Annotated in this window: 11 protein-coding genes and 1 riboswitch; of the genes, 5 read left to right on the top strand and 6 right to left on the bottom strand. The window is 62.4% G+C overall.

Going from position 1 to position 13,149, the window contains the following annotated elements; genetic code table 11:
• Positions 1-53 precede the first annotated feature (53 nt).
• From BSP239C_RS14630 to ribD, 5 genes are all read right to left on the bottom strand, one after another.
• Positions 54-992 carry an endonuclease domain-containing protein gene (locus tag BSP239C_RS14630; protein ID WP_101574093.1) on the bottom strand — a complete coding sequence of 313 codons (939 nt, stop codon included), beginning with the start codon at positions 990-992 and terminating at the stop codon, positions 54-56.
• A 457-nt stretch (positions 993-1,449) separates the two neighbouring features.
• Positions 1,450-1,920 (bottom strand): 6,7-dimethyl-8-ribityllumazine synthase, encoded by a 471-nt coding sequence (gene ribH / locus BSP239C_RS14625; protein WP_101574092.1) that lies wholly within the window; start codon positions 1,918-1,920, stop codon positions 1,450-1,452.
• A 76-nt stretch (positions 1,921-1,996) separates the two neighbouring features.
• Complete coding sequence (ribB, locus tag BSP239C_RS14620) at positions 1,997-3,448, bottom strand: 3,4-dihydroxy-2-butanone-4-phosphate synthase (protein ID WP_101574091.1); 1,452 nt, start codon at positions 3,446-3,448, stop codon at positions 1,997-1,999.
• Positions 3,441-4,178 (bottom strand): riboflavin synthase, encoded by a 738-nt coding sequence (locus BSP239C_RS14615; RefSeq protein ID WP_101574090.1) that lies wholly within the window; start codon positions 4,176-4,178, stop codon positions 3,441-3,443. Before BSP239C_RS14615 ends, ribB begins: the two co-directional genes overlap by 8 nt.
• Positions 4,179-4,219: 41 nt before the next feature.
• On the bottom strand, positions 4,220-5,311 hold the full coding sequence (gene ribD, locus BSP239C_RS14610; protein WP_101574089.1) for a bifunctional diaminohydroxyphosphoribosylaminopyrimidine deaminase/5-amino-6-(5-phosphoribosylamino)uracil reductase RibD: 1,092 nt from the start codon (positions 5,309-5,311) through the stop codon (positions 4,220-4,222).
• 114 nt (positions 5,312-5,425) lie between these two features.
• Positions 5,426-5,554: riboswitch (FMN riboswitch) on the bottom strand.
• Between the two features lie 192 nt (positions 5,555-5,746).
• Here ribD and BSP239C_RS14605 point away from each other — a divergent pair.
• From BSP239C_RS14605 to BSP239C_RS14595, 3 genes are all read left to right on the top strand, one after another.
• Positions 5,747-6,223, top strand: coding sequence for a MarR family winged helix-turn-helix transcriptional regulator (locus BSP239C_RS14605; RefSeq protein ID WP_101574088.1), 477 nt, complete (start codon positions 5,747-5,749; stop codon positions 6,221-6,223).
• A 114-nt stretch (positions 6,224-6,337) separates the two neighbouring features.
• The gene (locus BSP239C_RS14600) at positions 6,338-7,651 is read left to right on the top strand and encodes an MFS transporter (protein ID WP_101574087.1); all 1,314 of its coding nucleotides are present in this window, start codon (positions 6,338-6,340) and stop codon (positions 7,649-7,651) included.
• Between the two features lie 217 nt (positions 7,652-7,868).
• Positions 7,869-8,429, top strand: coding sequence for a DUF805 domain-containing protein (locus tag BSP239C_RS14595; protein ID WP_226829846.1), 561 nt, complete (start codon positions 7,869-7,871; stop codon positions 8,427-8,429).
• Positions 8,430-8,658: 229 nt separating this feature from the next.
• Here BSP239C_RS14595 and BSP239C_RS14590 read toward each other — a convergent pair whose 3' ends face one another.
• Positions 8,659-9,765 (bottom strand): tellurite resistance/C4-dicarboxylate transporter family protein, encoded by a 1,107-nt coding sequence (locus BSP239C_RS14590; RefSeq protein ID WP_180959048.1) that lies wholly within the window; start codon positions 9,763-9,765, stop codon positions 8,659-8,661.
• Between the two features lie 235 nt (positions 9,766-10,000).
• Between BSP239C_RS14590 and BSP239C_RS14585 the strand changes: the two genes are divergently transcribed.
• The gene (locus BSP239C_RS14585; RefSeq protein ID WP_101574085.1) at positions 10,001-10,843 is read left to right on the top strand and encodes an ATP-binding cassette domain-containing protein; all 843 of its coding nucleotides are present in this window, start codon (positions 10,001-10,003) and stop codon (positions 10,841-10,843) included.
• 94 nt (positions 10,844-10,937) lie between these two features.
• A complete protein-coding gene (locus BSP239C_RS14580; protein WP_101574084.1) occupies positions 10,938-13,115 on the top strand; it encodes a YhgE/Pip domain-containing protein in 2,178 nt (725 codons plus the stop codon).
• Positions 13,116-13,149: the final 34 nt, after the last annotated feature.

Below are 13,149 nucleotides of genomic sequence, written 5' to 3'. Positions count from 1 at the left end.
TTTGCTGTTTCGCGAGCTGTAGGTTGCAGAGTCTGCTGTCGCTGGTTGCCGGTTCAGACTGGGTTGTTCAGGTGAGCGGCGAGGAGTTTCCCGAATGTGTTCATATCTGTTCTCTTCGTGACTCGGAGGATGGTCCATCCCTCAGCTTCCAGAAGTTGGTGCCGTTCGATGTCAGTGTTGAACTGACCTGCTGACGACCGATGGTGGTCTCCCTCATATTCGATCGCCAGCTTCAACTCCGGGTACCCCAAATCGGGTTGCAGGATCACATTCTTGAGGTGGCAGCGAACTTGTGGGTGAACAACCGGTTCGGGGAAGCCGTTGCCGATGAGCCACAGCCGCAGCCAGGTCTCTCGAGGCGAGTCAACGGTGAGGCGGATGAGTGAGAACGCCTTTGCTATCTTTCGACGGCTGCGGACCTGTCGCCGAGTGGCGAGTTCTGTCTGGAGCGACGCGAGAGTGGTCTTCGGACCTCCGAATCGCTTCGACACCGCTGCATCGCCGAATTGCACGAGCTCGAGCAGACTGAGGTGAGAGCCGAGTTCGAGGAGAAGGTGTGGAACCGTGACCAATTGCAGGTCGAAGAAGTCGATCTGCTTGAGCTGACGATGTCGATGAAGAACGACCTGCCGCATATTGACTCGGGTGCAGGCCGTGTCTCCGGCAACGTGTAGATCCTGGTCCCGGATTCGATTCGGCACTGGCAAGCCATAGAGGCGAGCCGCGGTCCAGAATGTGCCGGCCACGTCGGGGCGTCGCAGACGAAAGCCTCGTAGCTGCGTCGCAACTCTCTGCCACTCGGCTCCTGCCCAAACCGGTGTGGGAGCCATGATGTCCTCGGTTCTGTCGATCCAAACGCCATGGACCATCTGGATATAGCGCGGATCATGCTGCAGCGCATACGAAGTGATCTTCCGAGCGGCCAGATCGGCGCGGGTGAATGGGGTCGGCATCTGCCTGAACGTCATCGGTTTCGAGTGCCAATACGACATGCTGATCAGTATCGGGCGGCCAGCGGCACACTTTCCAAGTGACTCGGGAGCGTTGGGGATAGCGACCCGGCATCCCCAGGGGAATTACGTCCAAGTCAGGTCCAGCTGTGGACAGATTCGCACTCGGCTCGAGCGGCGATTTCCGCTGACCCTGAGCGGTATTCCCGTGATCGTTTTTGTTGTTCGCGGCCCCAGCGCGAATTTCTTAGTCTCAGAATGTTCCGAAGCTCGGGGCCATCCACACTGCAAAGCGCATGAGTCGACTTTCGCAGTTCCGGCGAAGCGGAATCCCGACATATCTGCGGACTCTTGCTGAAACGGTTGGTAAGTTCGTCGCGATCCCGAGCTTAGGATCGCGACGAACTTACCAACCGTTGGCGCAGGAAGCCCCTGTCACGCCTACTGCGGTCTGACTAGCCGCGCTCACGTTCGCCGTGGCGATCGGCCGCTTCATTGCTCACACGATCGGATACTCCGCGAGGGCCTGCGCGGTGACTAGTGCGGCGGTCATGGCTTCGTGACCCTTGTCTTCCTGCGACCCCTCGAGACCGGCACGGTCGAGTCCCTGTTGCTCGTTGTCGCAGGTCAGCACTCCGAATCCGACCGGTTTGCGGGTGTCGATGGCCACGCGATTGAGGCCATCGGTGGCGGCCTGGCAGACATAGTCGAAGTGCGGGGTGCCGCCACGGACGACGACGCCAAGGGCGACGACCGCGTCGAAGTGTGGTGCCAGGCGTGCCGCAGCGATGGGCAGCTCGAAGCTTCCTGGGACCCGCACCAGGGTGGCCTGGGCGCCGGCTTCGGCGGCCGCCCGCTGGGCTCCGTCGACCAGACCGTCCATGATCTGTGTGTGCCAGGATGCTGCGATGATTGCGACTCGAGTATCGGCCGCAGAGACGGTGAGCTCGGGTGCTCCGGAGTGTGCCATGGGATTGTCCTTTCGTGCCGGCCGTGATGGCCGGAGTAGTCAGTGCTGATGAGTGCGAATCAGTTGAAGTGCCTGATCAGCAGTGGTGCTTCTCAGCGATGGTCGCCGAGGCTGTGGCGCTGCCGACCACCGAGGGCAGGGTCAGCGTGTGGTGCATGCGCTCGCGCTTGGTGTTCAGGTAGTTCGAGTTCTCCGGCCGCGCTGGGATCTCAAGCGAAACGACGGCCTCGATCGTGATTCCCAGTGCTTCGAGCGCCCGGGTCTTGTCCGGGTTGTTCGTCAGCAGACGGATGCGAGTCAGGCCGATCGAGGCCAGGATCTCCGCGGCCGCACGGTAGTCACGGTCATCGTCGTGGAAGCCGAGTTCACGGTTCGCATCGACCGTGTCCAGGCCCTGATCCTGCAGGGCGTAGGCGCGGAGTTTGTTGCTCAGCCCGATTCCGCGGCCCTCGTGACCGGTCAGGTAGATCACGGCACCACCCTCGTCGGAGATTTGGTGCATCGCCAGATCAAGCTGCTCTCCGCAGTCGCAGCGGTGGGATCCGAAGACGTCCCCGGTCAGGCACTCCGAATGTACTCGCACCAGAGGAGCAGGCCCACGCAGTGAAGCCTCCCGACCCACTGGCTCATGAGCAATGGCGGCAGAGTCGACACTGGAGAACACACCGAGGTGGTCGTGTCCGTCGATCGTGAATGCGCGGGCCTTGAAGCTCCCGTGCTTCGTCGGCAGGGGAACCTCCGCCGAGGCTTCGATCGCATGCGGGTTCGCGCCCGACTCTTGCGTCGAGCTGTGGGCCGTCAGTTCGGCATCCGGCCGTTCGGCGGCATCCACAGCGTCTTCGTGATTCGACTCGTTCAGGTAGTCGATGAGCCCTTCGATCGAGACCATCACGAGCTGATGTGCATCGGCGAACTCGCGGAGGGAGTCGAAGCGCATCATCGAACCGTCGTCGTGGACGACCTCGCCGATCATGGCCACAGGAGTGGCACCGGCGAGGCGAGCGAACTCGACTCCGGCCTCCGTGTGCCCGGGGCGCTCGCGGACTCCACCAGACTTAGCGATGAGCGGGAACACGTGTCCAGGGCGCGTGATCGAGGCCGGGTCGGGAACCGCTGCGGCGAGGTGGCGCCCGGTCAGGGCACGTTCGGCGGCACTGATGCCCGTCGTCACGCCGACCGCATCGCAGCTGATTGTGTACGCGGTGCCCTTTGGGTCTTCGTTGGTGGAGACCATGGGCGGCAGCTCGAGCGCGGCGGCACGCTCGGCCTCCATGGGGGCACAGATGACTCCGGAGGTGTAGCGGACGAAGAAGCCCATGGTCGAAGCCTCGGCGAACTCGGCGGCCATGATGAGGTCGCCTTCGTTTTCGCGGTCTTCGTCATCGACGACGACGATGGGTTGGCCCGCAGCGAATGCCGCAATCGCGTCCTCGATCGGATCGAGCCGCGCACTTGCTGCAGTTGAGTCGGAACCGGCAATCGCCTCAGTCGAGTCGAGCCGTGGATCGGTGGGGTTGGTCTCAGGCATTGTCGGCTCCTTGTCGAGTGCTGCTGTCGGTTGAGTTGAAGAGCGTGGTCGTCTCCGCGGAGGTGGCAGGCTCCGCAGCGGTGGTCTCCGCAGGGAAGGAGAGTAGACGGGCGGTGTACTTCGCGAGCACGTCCACCTCGACGTTGACTGGATCGCCGGGGGCCAGCTTGCCGAACGTGGTGTGGCTCAGGGTGGCCGGGATGAGCCCGACCTCGACCCAGGCGCTGGTCTCGGAGGGTTCGGACACAGCGGTCAGCGTCAGGGAAACGCCGTTGAGGGCGATGGAACCCTTGCTGGCGGTGTAGGGGGCCAGCGGATTCGGGATGCCGATGCGCAGGGTCGACCACTGGTCATAGTCGTCTCGGCTCAGCAGCTCACCGCAGCCGTCAACGTGTCCCTGCACCACATGACCATCGAAGCGCCCCGAGGCGGGCGTGCACCGTTCCAGGTTGACCCGGTCCCCGGTGCGCAAGGCTCCCAATCCGGTCAGACGCAGGGTCTCACCCATCACTTCGGCGGTGAAGGGTCCTTGCACCTCGGCGGTGGGGGCACCCGGCGGCGAGGAGGATTCGTCCCTGACCGAAGTCAGGCACACGCCGTTGACTGCAAGCGATCCGCCGAGACCGAGGTCGTGGACGAGGCCCTTGGCGTCGATGGTGATGACGGCCGAGTCGTCCAAATGGTCGATGGCTGCGACAGTGCCGAGCTCTTCGATGATGCCGGTGAACATATGCCCTCCGAGTGGGTATTCGATGGTAAATAGGAGACGAGTCAGATCGTGTAGTTGTCAGTGGGGCCCGAACGTGAACCCGAGCCGGGACTGGGGCCCGAGCCTGTGACGAAGTGCAACAGCACGTCGGGCCCCAGCTGTGTCACGGCGGGTTCGGCAGTTTCGTCACGAATCAGGCCGACTGCCTCGCTCAGCGTGGACGTGCTCAAGCCCGAGAGACTGGACTTCCCCGGCCCAATCAGCAAGGGGGCCTGATAGCAGAAGATTTCGTCAACCGCTCCTGCGGCGAAGAAGGCGCCGAGCACGCTGGGCCCACCCTCGACGAGGATGTGGCGCATGCCGCGGGCATACAGTTCGCCCAGCGCTGCAGTGATGTCGCGAGTGCGCAGGTGAATGGTGTCGGGGTTGAGTGCGAGGAAGGATTCCGGCGGCAGGGAAGTCATCCCGAGCACGATGGGCACCGGCTGTGACTCCAAGGGTTCACCACCGGGGCCTCTGGCATTGAGTCGTGGATCGTCAGTGAGGGCGGTGCCGGTTCCGACGAGGATGCCGTCGACCCGGGACCGGAACTGATGGGCGTGATCTCGTGAGACCGCCGAGGTGATCCATTGGCTGGTCCCGTCTGCGGCGGCGACCTTTCCGTCGAGGCTCTGAGCGATCTTCGCTGTGACGAACGGACGCTCGGCATCCACTGCAATTCGCCACCGCGTATTCAGCGCAAGCGACTCGTCGTGGCCCAGGCCTGAGCGGACCCGGATGCCCGCCTCGGCGAGGGTGGCTTGACCACCGGCTGCGACGCCGTTGGAATCGGGGAGTGCGAAGACGACGTCGGGGATGCCGGCATCGATGATCGCCTGCGTGCACGGACCGGTTCGGCCGAGGTGATTGCACGGTTCCAGGGTCACGAACAGGGCGGAGGCGGTGAGGTCGACGCCGCGGTCGATGGCTGTGGTGATGGCGTCCACCTCGGCGTGGGGACTGCCCGCACCGGCATGATGGCCGACGACGATCTGCGAGTCTTTCGTCAGGATCGCGGCGCCCACCAGCGGATTCGCGCCCCGGTGACCGTTTCGCGCAGCCTGCAGGGCAGCGGACATCGCGGTCATTTCGAGATCGGTGAACCCCGCGTGCATGAAAAAACCTCCCGAGCCGATGCCGGGAGGGAGGATATTGCGGGTGCAACTATCAGGGCGTGCGAACGTGTGCGACAGCGCATTGGGATGCACCGAATCACAGCGACCGCAGTCGCCATGCTCCTCCCATCCAGACTCTGACTGTCGGTCTTGGAATTTCACCAAGTCAACCACCTGCACGAATGCAGTCGGCTCGCGGACTATCACCGCCGGTACGGATTTTCACCGTCCCCGGAACATGTGACCACAGATTAGCACGCCCCTCGCCGAGGCAGCCATGACGTCCATCACATGAGAAGCGCGAGTGCCCTGCCGCAGTCCTGCTGGGCGGGGGTGCGAGTGGGCAGGAGTGCGGGTGGGGGTGATGTTGGCTGCGGCGTCGTTGAAGCGGGGCAGTTCTTGCGATGATGCATAGCTAGGGTATATAACTAAGTTATGGATGATGTTGATTCGGCGGAACTCGTCACTGGCCTTGTCGTCGTCTCCTCGCGCCTGACCAGGGCAATGAGGCGAGTGATCGGCAACGAAAGTGAGCTTGTCACACTGCGCGCTCTTGGCGTGGTTGAGCAGTACCAGCCCGTCCGGGTGGGACATTTCGCGCAGGGGTACCTGTGCTCCCAGCCCGCGGCGACGAAGGTTCTGGCTCGTCTCGAAGAGGCAGGTTACGTTCTGCGCGAAACCAGCCCCAATGACAAGAGGGCATCACAGTTCTCCCTGACCGAGGACGGCCGTGCGAGGTTGGCAGAGAACCGCACCGTTCTGGCCGAACGGATGGAGCCCTACTTCGAGGCGCTGACTCCCGACGATCGGCTCAGCGTCCATCGGGCGTTGGGGCTCGTCTCACAGTACCTGCAGGAACAGCATCCGGTGGATGCCGAGGAGGTCGGGCAGGGCGAGACGCAGGCCGGGTGACGTCGAACCACCTCGGCGGCAATGACGTCGAGCCGACGATCACATCAGGCCGATCGCATCAGACCAACGACAACAGATCACAACAGACCGACGAAAGGATGCGCGGGAAGAGCTATGAGTGTGTCACCAGGTAGCGAAGTACAGAAGAATGACGGGGAGGGTGCGGAAGCATCTATTCTGCGTCAACCGCGAGCAGTGTGGGCGGTCGCGTTCGCTGCGGTCATCGCGTTTATGGGCATCGGTTTGGTTGACCCGATTCTGCCCGCGATCTCCGCCGATCTCCACGCATCTCCGTCGCAGTCGATGCTGCTGTTCACCAGTTACCTGTTCATCACTGGCGGCATGATGTTCTTCACTAGCTTCGTGTCCTCACGGATCGGTGCGAAGACCACGCTGCTCATCGGCCTCATCCTCATCGTTGCATTCTCTGCCCTGGCCGGGTTCTCCAGCAGCGTCGATCAGATCATCGGCTTCCGTGCCGGTTGGGGGCTGGGCAATGCCCTCTTCATCTCCACCGCGCTCTCGACCATCGTCGGTGCAGCTTCCGGCGGTGCCGACAAAGCGATCATCCTCTACGAGGCGGCCCTGGGCATCGGAATCGCGACCGGCCCGCTGTTGGGCGGCCTGCTGGGCGGAATCTCCTGGCGCGGACCGTTCTTCGGCACCGCGGTCCTTATGGCCATCGGCTTCATCGCGATTGTGATCCTGTTGCCCGGCGGGAAGTCGGGCAGTGGCAGCGTGAAGACCTCGCCCGAGCCGATCAAGCTCAGCGCCACCTTCCGTGCCTTAGCTCGCCCCGGTGTTCTCGTGCTCGGAATTGCCGCGCTGCTGTACAACTTCGGCTTCTTCATTCTGCTGGCCTACAGCCCCTTCCCAGTTGAAGCAGCCGCAGCGAAGGCCGGCATCGAAGACTTCGGGGCCATGGGCCTCGGCTACGTGTTCTTCGGTTGGGGAATGTGCGTGGCCATCACCTCGGTCTTCGGGGCACCGCTTCTGACCAAGCGACTGGGACGTCGTCGCAGCCTCGTCGTCTCCCTCATAGCACTCGCGGTGCTGCTGGCCGTGATGGGCTTCCTCGTCGAGTCGTTCACCGGCATCATCGTCAGCGTCATCGTGGCCGGACTGATCCTGGGCGTGCTCAACACCGTCTTCACCGAATCGGCGATGGAGGTCAGCGACCTGCCTCGCCCTGTGGCCTCAGGGACATACTCCGGAGTGCGCTTCATCGGCGGTGCCGTGGCCCCGATTGTGGCCGGTGTCGTCTCGGAGTCGATCGGTACCGGCGCACCGTACTTCTTCGGCACCGCCGTAGTGATCCTGTCTGTGGTCGTCATCGCGATCGGCTGGAAAGCTCTTCGACGGGTCGACGGTCACATCGACGAAGCTCCGGTTGATGAGGCCTATGCCCTGACCGGCGGCGACGCTTGACGTGATCGCGCCGATGGCGCCCGAGAAGCTGATGCTTCTCGGGCGCTTTTCGCGTGGGGTCCCATCGGCGGGGTTGTAGTCGCGAGTCACGTCATCTTGTTTGTTTCACGTTCCAGATCTGAAACACCGTGAATGCGGGGATCGGCGCCAGTCTGTAGCACAATTGATATCGCACTTCCTGTGCAAAGACGATATTTTTCCTAACACGAAGGTCACCATGTCCTACGACGCGAACAACGCATATCCCGCAGGCCCCGGTGCCACAGGTCCAGGCGCAATGGGCCCAGGTGGCCAGATCCGCGGAGCCGCTAGCCCCGAAGATCTGTCCCTCCCTCTCTACGGTGCATCATTCGGCCAGGCCGTCAAGCGCTTCTTCAAGAAGTACGCCACGTTCTCCGGACGTGCTTCGCGCAGCGAGTTCTGGTGGGTGGCGCTGTTCACCTTCCTGGTGCAGCTCATCCCGATGGTGCTGGTCATTGTCGGTGCGGTTATGGCAGCAAGTTCTGCGGCAATGGTCGATCCATACGACCCGAGCGCTGCACAGGCTGCAATGTCGGGCCCGGGCGTGATTATCGCCGGGATCGGCTATGTTATCGGTGGTCTCATCGCTCTCGCCATGATCATCCCGCAACTGGCGATCATCTGGCGTCGTCTGCACGATGCGAACTTCGCTGGACCATTCTTCTTCCTCACATTCATACCCGGAATCGGCGGACTCATTCTGTTCGTCCTTGAGCTCCTGCCTTCCAAGCCTGAGGGCCAGCGCTTCGACGTATGATCATCTGAGCGTTCTCGCTTAAGACGGGTTCTTATCTCTGAGCCCGCACCGCGAACAAACTGAAGCTGTCGCATGCACACGCTGCATGCGGCAGCTTTTTCATTGCGTGGAGTCTGGCCCGTAATTAGCTGTCCGCGGACCGCCGTCTGTCGTTGGGGCGCCAACTCATACACTCCGTGATGCCCTACCCGTGCCCGCGGCCGTAGCCGTACTCGACTCCCCGCGGCTCTCAGCCCGCCGCAGCGTCCGAGGATACCTGCGCTCTCGTCGAGCGCACGAATGACCACACCATTGCGCAGAAGACGATCGCCCATACACCCAGGGCGATCCAATACCACTGATCGCCGATCCACGAGATGATCGGCACCCCGTCGACCTTGCCCACATTCATGCTCGCCACGGAGTACATTCCCAGCGGGAAGACCATGCTCCACAGTCCCGCCGAGTATCCCAAAGGGATGCGGTGTCGGAAGTGCCGCCACAGTCCGGCGATGACAAGTGCCGGGATGAGCCAGGTCGAGATGGCCCACAGGATCGCCGAGGCGCCGGCGATGATGACCGTCGTCGCCGCGAAGATGGGTGCTGTTCCGCCCTCGAGGATCTTTGAGCCTGCGACCACGGAGATGGCCAGCGCGCCCATCATCACCCAGTACGGGGCGTCGAGGTCCTCGGGACCGATGCGGTGGAGCAGCGCCCTGATCCCGACGAAGACGGCGCAGACGAGATAGAGCCCAATGCCGAGGCTCCAGGCGATGACAGCGATGACCGCAAGAACCGACCCGAAACTGACTCCAGACGCGGGTGCCTCGTCCGGCAGGTTCGCCATCAGCCCGGATGCGGCGACAGCAACGGACTGCGCAGCGACCACGCAGACGAACCAGGTTCCATTGACCTGTGTGAGGATGGGCGACTTCGCGGAGCCGAGCACAGCGGAGAAGGGAATGAGATAGCCCAGGACCAGCCAGGCGAGGAGGCCGATGCTGAAGGCGGCGAGGGCGATGCGGAAGTGAGATTGCCCCTCGAGGCCAGTCGCGAGGACATTGGTCGCTGCGACGAAGGTGAAGAATCCAAAGGCCTTCGACGGGTTGTGGAGGTCGGCGCGCAGGTCCTCGTTGTGCGAGCAGGCGCGCCAGATGATCAGTGTCAGGAAGAAGGCGTAGAGGATCACGGCCAGCCAGAACAGTATGGTCGAGAGCAGGGTCAGTCCCTTGAGGTGTGCACCGACGGCCATAATTCCGGTGGCCATGACGGAAGCGAAGCATCCGGGTGTGACCGTGCCCGGACTCAGCCCCCATCTGCTCTGCAGGTATGTCAGGTTCGTCTGTCCATCGCTCATTCCTCCATTATCGGCATTGTGTGGGCTTGAAGACATTCGCGGTGTTTTCAAGAAAATGTTCAGCTTCGACCATTATAGTTACCTATGAGTAACTTGACCTGCGTCAGACGGAACGGCACTGTAAGGGCCCATGTGGCGTAATGTGCTTGGCAGTGGTGCGTGCGTGACCCGCGTACCCGGCGTCAGCGGCCAGCGCGAACGGTCGACATAGTCGCACACATTGGGGGCATCAGAAATGCAGAGCAACTCAGAGGCACTCGTCGATGAGACAGAACAGGCGATAAGCCAAGTCAGTCTCCGCGGGTGGGGAATATCGGGAAAGAACGGAGACGTGTTCTCCGGCGTCGAACTCGACGTCCCCCGAGGTGCGGTCGCCATCATCCAGGGCCCAGCCGGATCCGGAAAAACATCCCTCCTGCTCTCGATCGCCGGGCGCATGCGTGTGACCTCCGGCGAGGGGCATGTGGGCGACCTCGACATTCGCAAGAAGCCCCGCCACGTCCGCGAGCAGGTCACGGTTGGGCATATTGCTGGGCTCACCGACCTTGAGAACGACTTCACCCTCGCTCAGCACATCGCCGAACGGCTCATCATGCTTCAACCCTGGTACAAACCTTGGGTGTCGAAGTCCTCCCTGCGCGAGGTCACCGACGTCATCCGCGAGACCTTCGACTCCGCCACCGAGGTGATCGATCGTCTGCCCGTCGGGACGTTCTCTGCTGCGGATGCCAAGGATGCCGACTTCCTCATCGACAACGAGGGGAAGGCCTTCGTCTCCGAGCTCAGCGAGCTCCAGAAATTCCTCCTCGAGCTGGGCCTCGCCAGCCTCGCCCAGGCACCAGTCGTCGTCCTCGATAACATCGACTATCTGCGCGAGCGCCAAGATCGCGCCCGCGCCTGGGCGGCCATCCTCATCTATCAGGATCTGCGCCGCAAACGTGACCCCGAGCGTCCACTGACGGTGATCGCCTCCTGCGAAGACTCCACCGATGTCGACCTCGCCCTCGACGCATTGCACACGGAGGTATCGCCCACCTCAGTGAGCACACTGCAACTGACCCAGCATCCCCGACACTGAGTCAACCGACTCAGTCACCGAGGCGGGCGACTCAGATGACGTCCCGCTTCCACCAGCTTTTCGAATCTGTCGACAACAATAAGGTGCTTCTTCGATGTTCTCTCTGCCATGGCTCGAACTCAGCCGTTTCAAACGGCACACCATCACTCGGTTGGCGATCATCGTCGTGGCCATCATCCCCGCGATCTACGGTGGACTGTATCTGGCGTCGAACTGGGCGCCGACCGACAATCTGGACAAGCTCCAGGCGGCCGTGGTCAATACGGACGAGGGCGCCGAGAAACCCGACTCCGATGGTGAGAAGCTCCAGGCAGGCGATGAGCTCGTAGACAAGATCACGCCCAAAGGTGAAGGTGGCTTCGACTGGCAGGAGACATCGCTGAAGGAGGCCAACGACGGTCTCGCCGAAGGCAAATATTTCGCCGTCCTGGAGATCCCTTCTAACTTCTCCGAGCGACTCGTCTCGACTGGAGGGGACGATCCCGAGCAGGCAGGACTGAACCTGCGCACCGACGATGCGCACAACTTCATCGTGGGACAGATGGCGGGAACGATCCTCAACGAGATCAAATCAGGACTGAACGAGACCACGACGGCCGAATACGTCACCGAGGTCTATCTCGGCTTCAATGACATCCACTCCTCGACAAAGGAGGCGGTCAAGGGCGCGTCGAAGCTCAACGATGGTGCGGTTGACCTCCACGACGGAACTGGTGAACTCTCCGACGGTGCACATAAGTTGGACAAGGGAGTAGGGACGCTGCAGACCGGCATCGGTGACCTCGACGAGGGAGCTGGAAAGCTGAAGAAGGGCAGCGGCGACCTGAAGACCGGTGCAGATACGTTGGCCAAGAGCACCACCGAGGCTAAGAACGGCTCGAAGAAGCTTTCAACCGGAGCCGGACAGGTCGCTGATGGAACATCGCAGCTGCGTGACACCGCCGATGAGACCACGGACAAGGCCGAAGATCTGCGCAAACGCGCCGACGACCTCGTCGAGGGCACACGACCGAAGCTGGACAATGCGGAAGATGACTTCGAGTCGGCGCGGAAGACCGTGAACGGTGATGTGGATGATCGGGTCGCTCAGCTGCGCGAAGACTATCCCGATGATCCTAACGTGGCGAAGCTTGCCGACGACATGGACCGCCTCGGCGGGGATCTGGACAAGGCTCACGGTCGGGCCTCGAAGGCCGCCGATGAGGCTAAGGACCTCGAAGGCCCGGTGAAGAAGGCCGTCGATGACGTCATGGGTAAGATCAGGGACGCCGACAGGAAGATCGGCAAGCTCGACGACGGTGCGCAGAAGGTGGCCACTGGGGCCGATGACCTGCATTCAGGGCTCATCAAACTCGACGCCGGTGCAGGCAAGCTGGCCAAGGGCGCCGGAGACCTCAACGACGGTGTCATCCAGCTCAAGGACGGCACAGAGAAGGCCAAGACCGGTGCAGCCGACCTCAAGGACGGATCCTCAAAGCTGGCTGACGGCTCCGATGAACTCGACAAGGGCGCGAAGAAGCTCGTCGACGGATCGGGAGAACTCGCCGACAAGCTTGCCGACGGCCTCAAACAGATTCCGACCTATGACAAATCCGACCGCGAGAATCGCTCGGATGTCGTGGCGGTGCCCGTCGATGCCGAGAAGCTCAAGGACAACGCCGTGGACGCCTACGGTGAAGGTCTGGCCGCATTCTTCGTGTCCCTCGCCCTGTGGATCGGCGGAATGATCACCTACATGGTCATCAATGCGATTCCGTATCGTGCGCTGATGTCATCGGCGAAATCCTCTCGTATCGCTTGGGCCGGTTATGTGCCCGGCATTATGTTCGGGGTGGCTCAAGTGGCGGTGCTCTATGGGGTGCTCACCTTCGCCCTCGATTTCTCCGCCGGCAGTTGGGTGTGGACCCTGCTGTTCTCGATCCTTGTCGCCGCCAGCTTCCATGCGGTCCATCAACTTTGCGTCGCGGCCTTGGGTGGTGTCGGCAGGCTGGTCGCCTTGGTCCTGCTCATGGTCCAGATCGCCTCGGCGGGAGGTACCTACCCGGTGCAGACGGCTCCGAGCATCTTCCAGATCATCTCGCCCTTCCTGCCGATGACACACGCGGTCAACGGCCTGCGGACCCTGATCGCTGGCGGAGACATGTTCATCGCCGCACAGTCAGCGGTCGTCTTGCTGCTCATGACCGCTATCTGTCTGGTGGCCACCATGTTCGTCTGTGGCCGGAAGCGAATGGTTACGCTGACCCAGCTGCACCCGAGCCTGTCGCTCTAAACCTCAGCCGTTGCCGAGGTGGCGGTGCGTCGGC

Source organism: Brevibacterium sp. 239c (assembly GCF_900169365.1).
GTDB lineage: Bacteria > Actinomycetota > Actinomycetes > Actinomycetales > Brevibacteriaceae > Brevibacterium.
Note: the sequence above shows the minus strand (reverse complement) of the source record. Positions and strands in the feature narration are given on the sequence as shown.